Source organism: Salipiger mangrovisoli, assembly GCF_015223355.1.
Lineage (GTDB): Bacteria > Pseudomonadota > Alphaproteobacteria > Rhodobacterales > Rhodobacteraceae > Salipiger > Salipiger mangrovisoli.
In genome coordinates this window covers 79,463-96,196 of the sequence record NZ_JADFFK010000001.1, presented here as the reverse complement: position 1 = coordinate 96,196, position 16,734 = coordinate 79,463, and the positions used below count along the sequence as shown (strand labels likewise).

Annotated in this window: 12 protein-coding genes and 1 riboswitch; of the genes, 7 read left to right on the top strand and 5 right to left on the bottom strand. The window is 68.6% G+C overall.

Annotation, left to right across the window (positions count from 1 at the left end):
* Positions 1–34 precede the first annotated feature (34 nt).
* Together IQ782_RS00440 and IQ782_RS00435 are read left to right on the top strand one after the other, a co-directional pair.
* Positions 35–1,438 carry a hypothetical protein gene (locus tag IQ782_RS00440; RefSeq protein WP_194133182.1) on the top strand — a complete coding sequence of 468 codons (1,404 nt, stop codon included), beginning with the start codon at positions 35–37 and terminating at the stop codon, positions 1,436–1,438.
* A 30-nt stretch (positions 1,439–1,468) separates the two neighbouring features.
* Positions 1,469–2,530, top strand: coding sequence for a dipeptidase (locus IQ782_RS00435; protein WP_194132645.1), 1,062 nt, complete (start codon positions 1,469–1,471; stop codon positions 2,528–2,530).
* 186 nt (positions 2,531–2,716) lie between these two features.
* Here IQ782_RS00435 and thiC read toward each other — a convergent pair whose 3' ends face one another.
* Both thiC and fabD read right to left on the bottom strand, forming a co-directional pair.
* Positions 2,717–4,522, bottom strand: coding sequence for a phosphomethylpyrimidine synthase ThiC (gene thiC / locus IQ782_RS00430; RefSeq protein ID WP_194132644.1), 1,806 nt, complete (start codon positions 4,520–4,522; stop codon positions 2,717–2,719).
* 127 nt (positions 4,523–4,649) lie between these two features.
* Positions 4,650–4,768: riboswitch (TPP riboswitch) on the bottom strand.
* A gap of 180 nt (positions 4,769–4,948) precedes the next feature.
* Complete coding sequence (gene fabD / locus IQ782_RS00425) at positions 4,949–5,884, bottom strand: ACP S-malonyltransferase (protein ID WP_194132643.1); 936 nt, start codon at positions 5,882–5,884, stop codon at positions 4,949–4,951.
* A 286-nt stretch (positions 5,885–6,170) separates the two neighbouring features.
* Here fabD and IQ782_RS00420 point away from each other — a divergent pair, with 286 nt between their 5' ends.
* The 5 genes from IQ782_RS00420 to IQ782_RS00400 all read left to right on the top strand — a co-directional run bounded on the left by IQ782_RS00420 (position 6,171) and on the right by IQ782_RS00400 (position 11,429).
* Positions 6,171–7,394, top strand: coding sequence for an ABC transporter substrate-binding protein (locus tag IQ782_RS00420; protein WP_194132642.1), 1,224 nt, complete (start codon positions 6,171–6,173; stop codon positions 7,392–7,394).
* Between the two features lie 184 nt (positions 7,395–7,578).
* Complete coding sequence (locus IQ782_RS00415) at positions 7,579–9,438, top strand: ABC transporter permease (RefSeq protein WP_194132641.1); 1,860 nt, start codon at positions 7,579–7,581, stop codon at positions 9,436–9,438.
* Positions 9,435–10,205, top strand: coding sequence for an ABC transporter ATP-binding protein (locus IQ782_RS00410; protein ID WP_194132640.1), 771 nt, complete (start codon positions 9,435–9,437; stop codon positions 10,203–10,205). The genes IQ782_RS00415 and IQ782_RS00410 overlap by 4 nt, the downstream gene beginning before the upstream one ends.
* Entirely contained in the window at positions 10,198–10,899 is a 702-nt protein-coding gene (locus tag IQ782_RS00405) for an ABC transporter ATP-binding protein (RefSeq protein ID WP_194132639.1), read from the top strand. The genes IQ782_RS00410 and IQ782_RS00405 overlap by 8 nt, the downstream gene beginning before the upstream one ends.
* 83 nt (positions 10,900–10,982) lie before the next feature.
* Positions 10,983–11,429: a MarR family winged helix-turn-helix transcriptional regulator gene (locus IQ782_RS00400; protein ID WP_194132638.1), complete on the top strand. Its 447-nt coding sequence runs from the start codon at positions 10,983–10,985 to the stop codon at positions 11,427–11,429.
* Positions 11,430–11,432: 3 nt separating this feature from the next.
* Here the strand turns inward: IQ782_RS00400 and IQ782_RS00395 are convergent, their stop codons facing one another.
* The 3 genes from IQ782_RS00395 to IQ782_RS00385 form a co-directional block, all read right to left on the bottom strand.
* Positions 11,433–12,233 (bottom strand): endonuclease/exonuclease/phosphatase family protein, encoded by an 801-nt coding sequence (locus tag IQ782_RS00395; RefSeq protein WP_194132637.1) that lies wholly within the window; start codon positions 12,231–12,233, stop codon positions 11,433–11,435.
* 77 nt (positions 12,234–12,310) lie between these two features.
* Positions 12,311–15,424: a multidrug efflux RND transporter permease subunit gene (locus IQ782_RS00390; protein ID WP_194132636.1), complete on the bottom strand. Its 3,114-nt coding sequence runs from the start codon at positions 15,422–15,424 to the stop codon at positions 12,311–12,313.
* 4 nt (positions 15,425–15,428) lie between these two features.
* The gene (locus IQ782_RS00385) at positions 15,429–16,652 is read right to left on the bottom strand and encodes an efflux RND transporter periplasmic adaptor subunit (RefSeq protein WP_194132635.1); all 1,224 of its coding nucleotides are present in this window, start codon (positions 16,650–16,652) and stop codon (positions 15,429–15,431) included.
* Positions 16,653–16,734: the final 82 nt, after the last annotated feature.

Genomic DNA, 16,734 nt, shown 5'->3' with positions numbered 1-16,734 from the left:
AAGCCCGCACGAGACTGGATTCTGCACCGTGCCCATGACGCCACCCGCGCCCCACACCGCCCTTGCACCCCCGACCGGCCTGCTGTTGGTCCTCATCACCTGCCTCGTCATCGTCCAGGAATGGCATCTCACCGGTCCGCTAGACTGGCTCGTGGTGCCCGCGGTGACGTTGCTGGTGGGGCTTCTGACGCTCCAGGTCGCGCCCGGACGCAGGCTCTTCGTGGCAACGGCTGTGCTGCTCGGCCTGGCGCTGATCTGGCGGGTCGAGGCCTGGCAGGAGGTGCTGCTCAAGGCCTTCCACTCGGCCGCCTTCATCGCCGCCTTCTTCGCGGCGCTGGCGACGCTGCGCAGCGCCGCGCAGCAGGCCAGCTCGATCCGCGCCGCGGGCAGTTTCCTTGCCATGCAGCCGCCGGGCCGGCGCTACATTGCCCTGACCCTGGGCGGGCAGGCCTTTGCGCTGTTGCTCAACTATGGCGCCATCGCGCTGCTCGGCAGTCTCGCCACCGCCGCCGCGCAGGACGAGCCCGATGCCGAGATCCGCAGCCACCGCACCCGCCGCATGCTGCTGGCGATCCAGCGCGGTTTCGTCGCCTCGCTGCCGTGGTCGCCGATGTCCTTCTCGGTTGCCATCACCACGGCGCTGATCCCCGGCACCAGCTGGGCCTCCGTGGTGTTGCCGGCGCTCGGCACCTCGGCGCTGATCACCCTGACCGGCTGGGCGCTGGACACGATCTTCAAACCCCGGCTGTCGCATCCGCCGGTGCCGCGCAGCGCGCCCGAAGGCAGCTGGGCACTGATGACGCCGCTGCTGGTGCTGCTTGGCCTGCTCGGGGTCTCGGTGCTGGTGCTGCAATCGCTCACCGGGCTGCGCATCATCGCCATCGTTCTGCTGATCGTGCCGCTCATGGCGACCTGCTGGGCGCTGCTGCAAAAGCGCGAGGGCGGAGCACCGCTGCGCAACCGCAGTGCCCAGTTCGTCTTCCGCGAGCTGCCCGCGTACCGCGGCGAGGTCACGCTGCTGATGATGGCCGGCTTCATCGGCACCATCGGCGCGCCGCTGCTGGCGCCGCTGGTCAAGTCCTCGGGCTTTCATCCCGAGGATCTGCCGCCGGCGCTGGTGCTGGTCAGCTTCGTCTGGATCATCCCGCTGCTGGGGCAGCTCGGCATGAACCCCATTCTGGCGGTGACGCTGATCGCCCCGCTGGTGCCAAGTGCCGATCAGCTGGGCGTTCGCGCCGAGGTCATCGTGGTCGCGATCACCGCGGGCTGGGCGCTCGGCGGCGTCAGTTCACCCTTCACCGCCACCACGCTGCTCACCGGCAGCTTCGGCAATGTCAGCGCGCGCCATGTCGGCCTGCGCTGGAACGGCAGCTATATGCTGTGCCTGCTGCTTCTGCTCTCGGCCTGGGTGCTTGCCCTCGGCTACCTGCTCACCTGATCCCGCTCACTGCATATCGAAAGACGCCGCATGACGCTCGCCACCACCCCGCCCATCTTCGACGGCCACAATGACCTTCTGCTGCGCCTGCTCGGCGGCGCGGTCACCGCAAGCGGCGTGGCCAACGGCCTCGGCAGCGGTCACATCGATCTGCCGCGCGCGCGCGCCGGCGGTTTCGGCGGTGGTTTCTTCGCCATCTTCGTGCCAAGCCCCGCCACGCCCGGCGTCGACATGGACCAGGCGATGAGCCAGCCGCAATACGACCTGCCCCTGCCCGAGATGATCCCCCAGCTCGATGCGTTGGAGACCACCTGGCGCGGCGTCGAGGCCTTCGAGGCGCTGGCCGCCGCCGGGGCGATCACCCCCTGCACCACCGCGGCCGAGATCGAGGCCGCGCTCGCCGGACCGAAGATGGCCGCCGTGCTGCATCTCGAGGGCGCCGAGGCGATCGGCCCCAACCTCGAAGAGCTGCACGCGCTGCACGCCCGCGGACTGCGCTCGCTCGGCCCGGTCTGGTCGCGGCCGACGATCTTCGGCAACGGCGTGCCCTTCCGCTTCCCCGCGACGCCCGACATCGGGGCGGGCCTGACCGAGGCCGGCAAGCGGCTGGTGAAGGAGTGCAACGCGCTGAAGATCATGATCGACCTGTCGCACCTCAACGAGAAAGGCGTCGACGACGTCGCCGCGCTGACGGACGCGCCACTGGTCGCCACCCATTCCAACGCCCATGCGGTCACCACCCATGCCCGCAACCTGACCGACCGGCAGCTGGCAATGATCGCCGAGAGCGACGGCATGGTCGGCATCAACTTTGCCACCGCCTTCCTGCGCGAGGACGGGCGGATGGGCAGCGACTGCGGTCTCGACGTGGTGCTGCGCCACCTCGATCACCTGATCGGGAAGCTCGGCGAGGACCGGGTCGGCTTCGGCTCGGACTTCGACGGCGCGACCGTGCCCGAGGGCATCACCGACATCGCCGGGCTGCCCAAGCTGCGCGCGGCAATGACCGCCCATGGCGTTGATGCCGCGCTGATGGACAAGCTCTGCCACGGCAATTGGCTGCGCGTCCTGCGCAAGACCTGGGGCGCCTGAGGCCGCGCCGGCAGCCTCTCGGGGCCGCGCCGGAATGCCCGTCTTCTAGGTCCCAATATCCTGGGGGTCCGGGGGCAAGGCCCCCGGCTCTCGGGGCAGGCCGGCGGGATTCACCCTGCCTGCCCCGCGCCCGCGATCATAGCCCGCGGAATGCGCCTGCGCCGGCCTTTCGGCGGCGCTGCGCGGTCACGCCCCCTCCTCCCGCTTCGGCAGGTAGAGCGCGCCGCCTTCGCGGAACTTCTCGGCCATCCTTGCCATGCCCTCCTTCTGCGCCTCGGCGCGGATATCGTGGCTGATCCGCATCGAGCAGAACTTCGGCCCGCACATCGAGCAGAAATGCGCGACCTTATGCGCCTCCTTGGGCAGGGTCTCGTCGTGCATGGATCGTGCGGTGTCCGGATCGAGCGCAAGGTTGAACTGATCCTCCCAGCGGAACTCGAAGCGGGCACGCGACAGCGCGTCGTCGCGGATCTGCGCTGCCGGGTGGCCCTTGGCGAGATCGGCGGCATGGGCGGCGATCTTGTAGGTGATCACCCCCACCTTCACGTCGTCGCGGTCCGGCAGCCCAAGGTGTTCCTTGGGCGTCACGTAGCAAAGCATCGCCGTGCCGAACCAGCCGATCATCGCCGCGCCGATGCCGGAGGTGATGTGGTCGTAGCCCGGCGCGATATCCGTGGTGAGCGGCCCCAATGTGTAGAACGGCGCCTCGCCGCAGGTCTCGAGCTGCTTGTCCATGTTGGCCTTGATCTTGTGCATGGCGACGTGGCCCGGCCCCTCGATCATCACCTGGCAATCATGCTTCCAGGCCACCTGCGTCAGCGCGCCGAGCGTCTCGAGTTCGGCGAACTGCGCCTCGTCGTTGGCGTCGGCGATGCAGCCCGGCCGCAACCCGTCGCCGAGCGAGAAGGACACGTCATAAGCGCGCGCGATCTCGCAGATCTCCTCGAAATGCTCGTAGAGGAAGCTCTCGCGGTGATGGTGCAGGCACCACTTGGCCATGATCGAGCCGCCCCGGCTGACGATCCCCGTCACCCGGTTCACCGTCATCGGGATCATGTGCAGCCGCACGCCCGCGTGGATGGTGAAGTAGTCCACCCCCTGTTCGGCCTGTTCGATCAGCGTGTCGCGGAACACCTCCCACGTCAGGTCCTCGGCGATGCCGCCGACCTTCTCCAGCGCCTGGTAGAGCGGCACCGTGCCGATGGGGACCGGCGAGTTGCGCAGGATCCAGTCGCGGATGTTGTGGATGTTGCGGCCCGTCGAGAGGTCCATGACCGTGTCCGCGCCCCAGCGCGTCGCCCAGACCATCTTCTCCACTTCCTCGGCCATCGAGGAGGTCACCGCCGAGTTGCCGATATTGGCGTTGATCTTCACCAGGAAGTTGCGGCCGATGATCATCGGCTCAAGCTCGGCGTGGTTGATATTGGCGGGAATGATCGCGCGGCCGCGGGTGATCTCGTCGCGCACGAATTCGGGCGTGACGTGATCGGGGATGGAAGCGCCCCAGTCTTGGCCATCGCGCGCCAGCTTGGCCTTGGCAGCCTTGCGCCCGAGGTTCTCGCGGATCGCCACGAACTCCATTTCGGGAGTGATGATCCCGGCGCGGGCGTAGGCCAGCTGGGTGACCGGCTTGCCGTCCCTGCCCCGGCGCGGCGCGTGGCGGACCGGAAACTCGGGCACCGCCCGCGCGCCTTCGGCAAAACCGTTGTCCTCGGGCTTCACATGGCGTCCATCGTAGCTTTCGGTGTCGGCGCGGGCGTCGATCCAGCCCTCGCGCAGGCGTGGCAGGCCCTGGTCGATCGCGATCTCGGCGGCGGGATCGGTGTAGGGGCCGGAGCTGTCGTAGACGGTCACCGGCGGCTCCCCGGCCGAGGGGTGCAGGTCGATCTCGCGCATCGGCACGCGGATCTGTGGGTGCAGCTCGCCCGTGTGCCAGACGCGGCGCGAGGCGGGCATCGGCCCGCAGGTGACTGTGGGGGTAAGGTCTTTCATCGGTCGGAGCCTCCAAGCTCGAAGCGGTGGAGACCCAGTTCCGTGCGCGAATGGGGTGACATCGCTGCGGCACGGCGCGGATATGCGCCGCTTGTCCAGTCCGCAAGATCCGGGGCGCAGAGCCCCCGGCAACGCCAGTGCACCATCCCTACGCCAGTATGAACTGGATCAGGTTCGTCGGGTCACTGCGCTGCGCGGACGCCAGCAGTATCTCAGCCCCTTGTCGGGACCCCCCGGGTGAGTTCGGGCACACTGCGGCGAGTCGGGCGGGGCGTCAAGGTCGGGCTTCTGCCCCCGCGCGGCGCGGGCGGAAAAGCCGGATTGCGTATTTTCGGAACAATGAAAGGCGTGCTGCGCCCCTCGAGACGCGAAGGGCGGCACCGGATGGCACCGCCCCTTGTCACGCGAGACTCTCGAAGGCGCGGCTCAGACCGCCTCGAGCGCTGCCTTGACGTCGTCGGGGGCGCCAACGTTGCGCAGCACGGCGCTGCGTTCGATGCGCTTGACCATGCCCGAGAGCGCCTTGCCTGCGCCGATTTCCCAGAACTCGGTGACGCCCTGCGCCACCATGTATTCCACCGACTCGCGCCAGCGCACCGAGCCGGTCACCTGCTCGACCAGCAGCGCGCGGATGCGCGCGGGATCGGTGACCGCCTCGGCGATGACGTTGGCGACCAGCGGCACGCTCGGTGCCTTGATCTCGACCTCGGCCAGCGCGCCGGCCATGACCTCTGCGGCGGGGGCCATCAGGGCGCAGTGGAAGGGCGCGCTCACCGGCAGCAGCAGCGCGCGCTTGGCGCCCTTCGCCTTGGCGATGTCGAGCGCGCGTTCGACCGCGCCCTTGCTGCCCGAGATCACCACCTGCGACGGGTCGTTGTCATTCGCCGCGGCGCAGACCTCGCCCTGCGCGGCCTCTTCGGCCACGGCGCGGGCGCCCGCGAGGTCGAGGCCGAGCAGCGCCGCCATCGCCCCCTCGCCCACCGGCACCGCCGCTTGCATGGCCTTGCCGCGGGTGCGCAGCAGCTTCGCGGCATCGCTGACGCTGAGCGCCCCGGCGGCGGTCAGCGCCGAGTATTCGCCCAGCGAATGGCCGGCGACGAAGCTGGCCGCGCCGATCTCGATGCCCTCGGCCTCGAGCGCGCGCAGGGCGGCAAGCGAGGTCGCCATCAGCGCCGGCTGGGCGTTCTCGGTGAGGGTCAGCGTCTCGATGTCGCCCTCCCAGATCAGCGCAGAGAGACTCTCGCCAAGCGCCGCATCCACCTCGTCGAAGACGGCTTTCGCCGCCGGGTAGGCCTCGGCTAGCGCCTTGCCCATGCCGATGGTCTGCGCCCCCTGACCGGGGAAGATGAAAGCTCGCGTCATGATCGTCTCTCCTAAGTCTCGCGCGGTCGGGTTTTTGGCGCGCTTTGGCGCGCAGTCCTAGCGCCAAGCGCCCCTTCGCGCAACGCCCCCGCTGAGCACCCCCGCGGGCTTCTTCTCTTCAAAAATACGCCGGGGGAGCCGCGCGCCCGCGCGGCGGGGGCAGCGCCCCCGGCACCGGTTCCCCCCGAAAACTGCCGCGCACCACCTTGGTAAGAGGGGCCGATCCAGCGTAAGAGGGTCGCAGCGGTCTGCCTCCGGCACCGCCCAACAGGAGAAAGACACCGCGATGACCCTGCTTCGACGCACCGTTCTTGCCACCGCCGCCGCGCTGGCGCTGGTCCCGGCAGCCGTTCTTGCCCAGGACGCCGGAAAGGCGCCGATCCGGATCGGAGAGATCAACCACTTCAAGCGCCTTGCGGCCTTCGCCGAGCCCTACCGCAAGGGCATCGAGCTTGCCGTCTCCGAGATCAACGCGGGCGGCGGCGTGCTGGGCCGACCGCTGGAGTTCATCTTCCGCGACGACCAGGGCGATCCCGCCGAGGCGGTGCGCATCGCCGAAGAGCTGATGACCCGCGATGGCGCGGTGATGCTCACCGGCTCCATCCTCAGCAACGTCGGGCTCGCGATCAGCTCCTTTGCCGCCGAAAAGCACTACGTCTACCTTGCCTCCGAGCCGCTGGCGGACACGCTGGTCTGGGGCTCGGGCAACCCCTATACCTTCCGCCTGCGCACCTCGACCTGGGTGCAGGCGGCGCTGCTGGCCGAGAAGGCCGCCACCACCGACGCCATCCGCTATGCCACCATCGCCCCGAACTACGCCTATGGCACCGAGGCGGTCGAAGCCTTCAAGGCCAACCTCAAGCGGCTCAAGCCCGAGGTTGAATTCGTCGCCGAGCAGTGGCCGCCGCTGTTCAAGATCGATGCCGGCGCCGAGGTGCAGGCACTCGAGCGCGCCAAGCCCGACGCGATCTACAACGTCACCTTCGGCACCGACCTTGCCAAGCTGGTGCGCGAGGGCGGCGACCGCGGCCTGTTCGAGGGGCGCGACGTCTACGGACTGCTGACCGGCGAGCCGGAGTATTTCGAGCCGCTGGGCGCGGAGGCCCCCGAGGGATGGGTCGTCACCGGCTACCCCTGGTACGACTTTGCCGAGGGCACTCCCGGCGGTGCCTTCGTCGCGGCCTATGAGGAGATGTTCGGCGAAACCCCGAAGAACGGCAGCAACGTCGGCTACCTGACCGGCCTGTCGGTCGCCGCCGCCATCGAGCGCGCCGGCAGCACCGAGACCGAGGCGATCCGCGCCGCCTTCGAGGATCTGGACATTCCCGATACCCCCGTCGGCCCGCTGCACTACCGGGCGCTCGACAACCAGTCGACGCTGGGCGCCTTTGTCGGCACCACGGCGCTCAACGATGAGGGCGACGGCGTGATGGTGGACTGGGAGTACAAGGACCCCACGCCCTACATGCCCTCGGATGACGAGGTCCGCGCCATGCGCCCCGCCGAGTGAGCGCGGCGCGGCCCAAGACCCTGACTGGCCTCTGACTGGCTCCTGACCGGGCCTGTCACGGACCTCCGGGGGCAAGCGCCTCGGCGCTTCCCCTTTCCACTTTCGGCAAATCCTTCGGGGTGACTTGGCCGCCAGGCCAAGAGGGTCTACGCCCCCACCCCACTCCAACCCGAGCCCCCTGCCCATGGCCTTTCTCTTCGCCCTGTTCCTGACCGGCCTTGCCAATGCGGCGGCGCTGTTCCTCGTGGCCTCGGGGCTGTCGCTGATTTTCGGCGTCACGCGGATCGTCAACTTCGCGCATGGTTCGTTCTACATGCTCGGCGCCTTCATCGGCGTGACCCTGATGGAGCTGCTGCCCGGCGCGGTGGGCTTCTGGGGCGCGATCCTGCTGACCGGCCTGGCGGTGGGGCTGATCGGCGCGCTGGTCGAAATCGTCGTGTTGCGGCGCATCTACCGCGCGCCCGAGCTGTTCCAGCTTGTCGCCACCTTCGGCGTGATCCTCGTCATCCAGGATCTGGCGCTGATGATCTGGGGCGCCGAGGACCGGCTCGGCCCGCGCGCGCCCGGACTGCGCGGGGTCTGGCGCATCTTCGGCGAGCCGGTGCCAAAGTTCGACATCGTGCTCATCGCCATCACTCCGGTCATCCTGCTGGCGCTGTGGTACCTGATCACCCGCACCCGGCTGGGCATCCTGGTGCGCGCGGCGACGCAGGACCGCGAGATGGTCGGCGCGCTCGGGGTCAACCAGGCGTGGCTGTTCACCGGGGTCTTTGCGCTCGGTTCGGCGCTGGCCGGCTGGGGCGGCGCGCTGCAGCTGCCGAAGGGCGGTGCGAACCTCTTGATGGATTTCAACATCATCGGCGCGGTCTTCGTGGTGGTGGTGATCGGCGGCATGGGGAGCCTGCCCGGCGCCTTCATCGCGGCGGTGCTGATCTCGGTGCTGAATGCCTTCGGCGTGGCCTTCCTGCCGGAATCGACGCTGGTGCTGATGTTCGTCGTGATGGCGGCGGTGCTGATCCTGCGCCCCTACGGCCTGCTGGGCCGGGAGGAGACGGCGGGCGAGCACGGGCAGGTCGGCGCGCCCGAAACACCCATCCGCCCCTACGGCCCGCGCGGCGTCGCGCTGACCGTCGCGCTCTTGGTGCTGCTCGCGGCCCTGCCCGCCTTCGCCGAGCCCTTCCTGCTGACGCTGGTCGTCGATATCACCGTCTTCGCGCTTTTCGCCGCGTCGCTTCATTTCATCCTTGGCACCGGTGGCATGGTGAGCTTCGGCCACGCCGCCTTCTTCGGGGGCGGGGCCTATGCGGCGGCGCTGCTGGTGTACCATAGCGAGACCCCGATGGAGCTTGCCTTCCTTTGCGCGCCGCTTGCCGCCGGGGTGCTGGCGCTGGGGATCGGCTGGTTCTGCATCCGCCTCTCCGGGGTCTATTTCGCCATGCTGACGCTGGCCTTCAGCCAACTTGTATGGTCGCTCGCCTTCCAATGGCGCAGCGTCACGCGGGGCGATGACGGGCTGATCAACATCTGGCCCGCGGACTGGCTGAACGCCCCGATGCCCTATTACTACCTCACGCTGGCCCTCGGGGTCGGCGGCATCCTCACCCTGCGCCATATCATCCACGCGCCCTTCGGCTACGCGCTGCGCGCCGGGCGCGACAGCCCGCGACAGGCCGAGGCCATGGGCATCAACGTCGGGCGCGTGCAACTCGTTGCCTTCGCGCTGGCCGGGGCCATGGCCGGGCTCGCGGGCGGGCTCTTCGTCTTTTCCAAGGGTTCGGTCTTTCCCACCGAGCTGGAGATCACCAAGAGCTTCGACGCGCTGATCGTGGTCTTCCTCGGCGGCGTGAAGACATTGGCGGGCGGCGTGGTGGGGGCCAGCTTCATGACCTCGGTCGAGCACTGGCTGACCCGGCTCGAGTACTGGCGACTGGTGCTGGGGCTGGTGATCATCGCCGTGGTGATCCTGATGCCCGAGGGCATCGTCGGGACGCTGAAGCGCCTTGCGGGCCGCCTGCGGCCCTCGACAGAGGAGGCCCCGCGATGACCGAGATCCTGCGCGCCGACACCCTGCGCAAGAGCTATGACGGGTTCCTCGCCGTGGACGGGGTCAGCTTCTCGGTCAGAGAGGGCGAGCTGAAGGCGCTCATCGGCCCCAATGGCGCGGGCAAGTCCACCTGCTTCAACATGCTGACCGGACAGCTCAAACCCAGTTCGGGCGAGGTCTTCCTGCGCGGCGCACGCATTACCGGCAAGCGCCCGCGCGAGATCTGGCGCTTGGGCGTCGGGCGGACCTTCCAGATCACCGGCACCTACGCCTCGATGAGTGTGGCCGAGAACGTGCAGATGGCCCTGATCAGCCACCATCGGCGCCTCTTCGGCTTCGGCGCTCGGGCGTGGAAGCTCTACCGCGCCGAGGCATTGGACCTCTTGCGCAGCGTCGCGCTGGACGATCAGGCGGACCGCCCGTGCTCGGTGCTCGCCTACGGCGACCTGAAGCGGCTGGAGCTGGCGATCGCGCTCAGCCACCGGCCGAGGCTGCTGCTGATGGACGAACCGACGGCGGGCATGGCCCCCTCGGCGCGGATCGACATGATGCAGCTGGTCGCCGATGTCGTGCGCGACCAGGGGCTCTCGGTGCTCTTCACGGAGCACGACATGGACGTTGTCTTCGCCCATGCCCATCACATCATGGTCCTGAACCGCGGCAAGCTGATCGCCGACGGCAACGCCGAGGCGGTGCGCAACGATCCCCGCGTGCAAGAGGTCTATCTGGGCGGCGGCACGCTCTTCAAGGAGGCGCGGGATGCTTGAGGTCGCGTCGATCCACAGCTTCTATGGCAAGGCGCACATCCTCGATGCCCTGAGCTTCTCGGTGGCGCGCGGCGAGGTCGTCGCCCTGCTCGGGCGCAACGGCGCGGGCAAGTCCACAACGATGAAATCGGTGATGCAGCTGGTGCGGCCGCGCGCGGGTTCAGTGATCTTCGAGGGGCGCGAACTCGTCGGTCTGCCCGCCTACCGCGTGGCCAAGGCGGGCCTAGGCTATGTGCCCGAGGACCGGCGGGTGTTCTCTGACCTGACGGTGTTGGAGAACCTCGAGGTGGGCCGCCAGCCGAAACGCGACGGGGCCCCGCACTGGACCGTGGCGCAGCTCTTCGAGCTGTTCCCCAACCTCGCCGAGCGCCGCCACAACCGCGGCAAGCACCTGTCGGGCGGCGAGCAGCAGATGCTCACCATTGCCCGGACGCTGATGGGCAATCCGGCGCTCCTGCTGCTCGATGAGCCCTCGGAGGGCATCGCGCCGGTGATCGTCGAACAGATGGCCCGCAGCATCGCGATGCTCAAGTCCGAAGGGCTTACCGTGCTCCTCTCGGAGCAGAACCTGCATTTCGCCCGCGCCGTGGCTGACCGGGCGGTCATCCTCGAAGCCGGTCAGAAGAAATTCGATGGCAGTTTCGAGACGCTCGAATCCCGACCGGAGATCCGGGATGCCTATCTGTCGGTCTGAAGTTGACGCCAAGGAGCGCCAGCTCCGCATTGCGATACGGCCGCGATCGGCCTAGGTGTAGATGTCTTGGAGGACCTCAGACCTTGGCCGAAACGCGAAACGCCCGCACCAGCGATGACCACGGCTACCGGCTGCAAGAGCAGATCGGCTTCCTTCTGCGCAAGGCCTACCAGCGCAATTGCACCATCTTCGCCGATAAGGTCGAAGGCGCGCTGACCCCCATGCAGTTCGCCCTGATGCACCGGCTCGCCGAGGACGGGCCGACCTCGCAGAACATGCTGGGCCGCGCCGTGGCCATGGACGGCGCGACGACCAAGGGCGTGGTCGATCGGTTGAGCGCAAGGGGTCTGCTGCGGACAGAACGCGACCCGTCGGACCGGCGGCGGCACGTCGTCTCGCTGACCGCCGAGGGGATCACTCTGCTCGAATTTGCCACAGAGGCGGCCATCGCGGTCCGCGGCGAGATGCTCGCCCCGCTCAGCACGCGTGAGCAGCGGACGCTGATCCGCCTGCTCGGCCGGATCGCCTGAGCGCTAGACCTCCAGAAGCAGCGGGCAATGGTCCGACACCTCGGGGTCGCGCACCACGGTGAAACCGCGCACCGCCTTCGCGTCGTTGACCAGCATGTAATCGGCGAACTTTCCCGGCTTGGCATACTGCGCACTGCGGGTACCCGCGAACCCCCGCTGCGTCACCAGCTCGGTCAGCCCCGACGCCTCCAGCAGGCGCAGCGTCTCGCTGCCCGGCTCGACGTTGAAATCCCCGCAGGCAACACGCAGGTCGCCGGGCTCGGCCACCTGCGCGAGAAGCTCCCGGAAACGCAACGCCTGCGCCGCGCGCTCGGGCGTGTCCATCTTGCCGCGCAGATCGCGCAGACCGTGCATCTGCGCGATGCTCACCGCCCTGCCCCGTGCCTGGTCGAAGACCCTGACCGCATGGGCGCTGCGCGAGCGCGGATGCGCGCCGAAACCGTCCGGCGCGTAGCCCTTGTGGACGAAGCCCTGCGCTTGCCCGATGACCGGCAGCGCGCCATGCACGAAGGTGGCCAGACCCCAGCGCGAGGGCACCGGCGTCTCGCCGTCCCAGAGCATGCCCTGCGCCGCCGGGCAGAAGGTCGCCGCGTGCTCAGGCAGCACCGCCGCCACCTCGGTGAAAAGATTGGCCCGCTGCGGCAGCACGTGGTCACCGTCGCGGTAGATCAGGTCGGCCTTGCCGGTGTCGGGGCTGTGGATCACCTCCTGCAGGCAGAGCACCTCGGGCGCTTCCGACGCGAGGTAGCGCAGCAGCGGTCCATGCAGCGTGCCGCCCCAGGCATTGAGTGACATGATCCGCATGGTGCGCCCTCAAGAAAAACCCCGAGACGCGAAGCGCCTCGGGGCCTTGTTAGCGGATCGGATCACCTTCGGAAACGTCAGGCCGCGGCCTTTGCCCCCTTCACCCGGCGCACCAGCCGCATGACCAGCACGTAGAAGCCCGGCACGAGGAAGATGCCGATGACCGTCGAGGCGATCATCCCGCCGATCACCCCGGTGCCGATGGCGTTCTGCGCCGCCGCCCCCGCGCCGCTGGCGGTGGCCAGAGGCACCACCCCGAGGATGAAGGTCAGCGCGGTCATCAGGATCGGCCGCAGGCGCAGCTGCGCCGCCTCCTTGGCCGCCTGCGCGATGGTCCTGCCCTGCCGCCGCAGGTCCTCGGCGAATTCGACGATCAGGATCGCGTTGCGCGCGGCAAGGCCGATGGTCGTCAGGATGCCGACCTTGAAGTAGACGTCGTTGGACTGGCCGAACCAATAGGCCGCGAGCAGCGCCCCGAACAGGCCCACCGGCACCGACAGCATCACCGAGAAGGGTATCGCCCAGCTTTCGTAGAGCGCCGCCAGCGCGAGGAAGACCACGAGGCCCGAGATCGCATAGAGCATCGGCGCCTGCGCGCCCGACTGCTGCTCCTGGTACGAGAGCCCCGTCCAGGCCAGCCCGTAGCCGCCGTCCATGCCCTCGACCAGCTCCTGCACGACCTCCATCGCCACGCCCGAGCTGACATCGGCGCTCGGCGAGCCCGAGACCTCGATCGCCTGCGTCGCCGAATAGCGCTGGAGGCGTGGCGCGACGGGCTCCCATTCGGTCTTCATGAAGGCCGAGAAGGGCACCATCTCGCCGTCCGAGTTCTTGGCGTACCAGTCCATGATGTCCTCTGGCTGCATCCGGTGCTCTGCGCCGGCCTGCACGATCACCGGGCGCAGCTCGGAGCCGAGGATGAAATCGTTCACCTCGCTGCCCGAGAAGATCACCGAGAGCATCGAGTTGATTTCCGACAGCGTCAGCCCGAAGCTCTCGGCCTTCTCGCGGTCGATGGAGATGCGCAGAGCGCTCTCGTCCTCTGTGCCCGTGACCCGCACGTTGGCGATCTCGGGACGGGCAGCGGCGAGCGCCTCGAGAGTGTCCGCCGCGTCCTGCAGGGCCTCGATGCCATTGCCCGCCTGGTCAACGAGGTAGAAGGAGAAGCCGCCGGTGTTGCCGAGGCCGCGGATGGCGGGCGGCTGCATCACCATGATCTGACCCGCGCGGCTGGAGGCGAAGGCGGCGGTGGCCCGCGCCGCGACGGCGCTGGCGGAAAGCTCGGGATGGCCCTCGCGCACTTCGAAATCGCGCAGCTTGACGAAGACCATGGCCTGGTTCTGGCCCGAGCCGCTGAAGCCGAAACCAAGCGAGGCGAAGGTGCTTTCCACCGCATCGCCCTCCTGGTTCAGCAGGTAGTCCTCGACCTGCTCGAGCGTCGCCAGGGTCTGCTGCGTCGTCGCCCCCTCCGTGAGGTTGATCATGGTCATCAGCACGCCCTGGTCCTCGGCCGGGATGAACGAGGAGGTGAGCCGCTCGTTGACCATCCACGCCCCGCCAAGCGCCGCCGCCAGCACCAGCAGCACCAGCGCGGGCATCTTCAGCGACCAGTCCACCGCGCGGCCGTAGCCCTCGGTGACCCTTGCGAGACCGGCGTTGAACCAGCGCGCCGGGGGGAACTTCGCCGGGCCGTGCGCAGGTTTCAGAAGCCGCGCCGACATCGGCGGCGACAGGATGATCGCCATGACCAGCGAGATCGCCATGGCCGCGACCATAGTGATCGAGAACTGCCGGTAGATCACCCCCGTGGAGCCGCCGAAGAAGGCCATCGGCAGGAAGACCGCCGCCAGCACCACGTTGATGCCGACCAGCGCGCTGGTGATCTGGCTCATCGAGCGCTTGGTGGCCTCGAGGGCCGACAGCTTCTCTTCCTCCATCAGGCGCTCGACGTTCTCGACCACCACGATTGCGTCATCGACCAAGAGGCCGATCGCCAGCACCATCGCGAACATGGTCAGCGTGTTGATCGAGTAGCCCGCCACCATCAGCACGCCGAAGGTGCCGAGCAGCACCACCGGCACGGCCATCAGCGGCACCAGCGTCGCGCGCCAGCTCTGCAGGAAGATCAGCAGAACGGCGAGCACCAGCACCACCGCCTCGAAGAGCGTGTGGTAGACCTGCTCGATCGACAGCTCGACGAAGGGCGAGGTGTCGTAGGCGGTGCGGAACTCCACCCCCTCGGGCAGCGCGGCGCTCAGCTTGTCGAGCTGCGCGCGCACGGCGGCGGCGGTGTCCACGGCGTTGGCCCCGGTCTCGAGGTTGACCCCGAAGCCCGAGGAGTTGAGCCCGTTGAACCGCGAGTCGCCGCCGTAGTCCTCCTGACCGATCTCGACCCGCGCCACGTCGCCGAGCCGCACCACGCCCCCCTCTTCGGACGAGCGCAGCAGGATCGAGTCGAATTCCTCGACGGTGGTGAGCTGGCTCTGCGCGGTGATCGTCGCGGTGAACTGCTGGCCCTGCGTCGTGGGCTGCTCGCCAAGCGAGCCGACCGAAACGGTGGAGTTCTGCGCCGAGACCGCGCTCACCACGTCCGAGGCGGTGAGCTGGTAGCGCGCCAGCGACAGCGGGTCGAGCCAGATGCGCATGGCATAGCCCGAGCCGAAGCTCTGCACGCCGCCGACGCCCTCGGTGCGTTCGATCGGTCCCTCGACGGTGGTGGACATGATGTCGCCCAGCTCGACCGTGCTGTACTGGCCGGTCGTGTCGACCAGCGCGCCGACCATGAGGATCGACGAGGACGAGCGCGACACGCGCACCCCCTGGCTCTGCACCGCCGTGGGCAGCCGGCTCTCGACCTGGCTGACCTTGGACTGGACCTCGTTCTGCGCGTCCACCGGATCGACGCTTTCATCGAAGGTGATCTCGATCGAGGACGAGCCCTTGGAGGAGCTGGAGGTCATGTAGAGCATGCCCTCGAGCCCGGTCATCGCGTCCTCGATCTCGCGCGTCACCGAGTTCTGCACCGCCTCGGCGGTGGCGCCGGTGTAGGTGGCCGAAACGCGCACCGTGGTGGGCGCAATGTCAGGGTATTGGCTGACCGGCAGTGTGACCACTGCCATCGCGCCGGCCAGCATGGTGAGGATCGCCAGCACCCAGGCAAAGACCGGGCGCGCAATGAAGAAATTTCCCATGCGGTCAGCCCTCGTTCCCGGTCGATGCCGCAGAGGAAGGTGCCCCGCCGAAGCTGTCGGGCGTGCCGTCGGCGCGGGTGACCACGCCGGTCTCGGAGATCGTGACCGCGACGGGACTGACCGCAGCGCCGTTTTGCAGGTTGCGCAGCCCGTCGACAATCAACTGCTCGCCCGCTGCGACACCCTCGGTCACGATCCAGGCATTGTTGTAGGCCCCCTGGGACGCGAGCGTCCGTTTCTCGGCCGTGCCGTTCCCGAGCACGAAGGCGGTCAGCGTGCCGTCCGAGGCGCGCGAGGTCGCGCCCTGCGGCACCAGGATCGCGGGGGTGCTGCCGAAGGTCAGCTTCACCCGCAGGAACTGGCCGGGCAGGATGCCGCGGCGCGGGTTGTCGAAGCGCAGCCGGATGACCGAAGTCCCGGTGGTGGTCGAGACGCTCACCGGCGGCGAAACGAAGGTACCCTGCCCTTCGAATTTCCTGCCGGTCTCCAGTTCGAGCTCGGCCTCGATCCGCTCGCCACGGGTGAGCGAGCCCTGGTCCAGCCGATCGCGGGTCTGCTGCACGCGGGTGATGGATTCCTGCACGTCGACGTAGATCGGATCGATGCGCGTCACCGTGGTCAGCTCATCCTCCTGGTTGGCGGTGACCAGATCGCCGACCGAGACCTGCGGCAGCACCGCGATGCCGTCGATCGGGCTGGTGATCTCGGTCCGCTCGAGGTCGAGCTTGGCAAGCTCCAGCGCCGCCTGCGCCGCGCTCAGCGTGGCCTTGGCCTGCATCACCTCGACTTCGGCGGTGTCCACATCGGCTGCGGTCACCCCGGTGCCCACCAGCTTCTCGTAGCGCGACAGCGTCGTCTCGGCGCTGCGCAGCGCCGCCTCGGCGCCTGCCACATCGGCCGCGGCGGCATCCACGTCGGCCTGGTAGGTGTCGCCATCGATACGGAAGAGCACCGTGCCCTTTTTCACGTCGCTGCCCGGCTCGTAGAGGATCTCGGAAATCACTCCCGAGACACGCGGGCGGATCGCCACCTCCTCGAACGCGGTGGAGCGGCCCGGCAAGGTCACCGAATAGGGCACATCGGTCGGCTCGAGGGTGATCACCCCCACCTCGCGCGCTGCCGCGCCTTGCGGCGCGTCCTGTGCGTGCAGCATTGGTGCCAGGGGGAACGACAGCGCAAGGGCTGCGACAAGGACTCGGACGGTCCGGGGGCTGCGGCTAGACGCCATCTTCTTCTCCTTCGGTCGGTCGCACGGGCAGACAGCGCCCACGCGAGCCCTTGGTACGTATGAACGATGCCCTTCCGTCGGG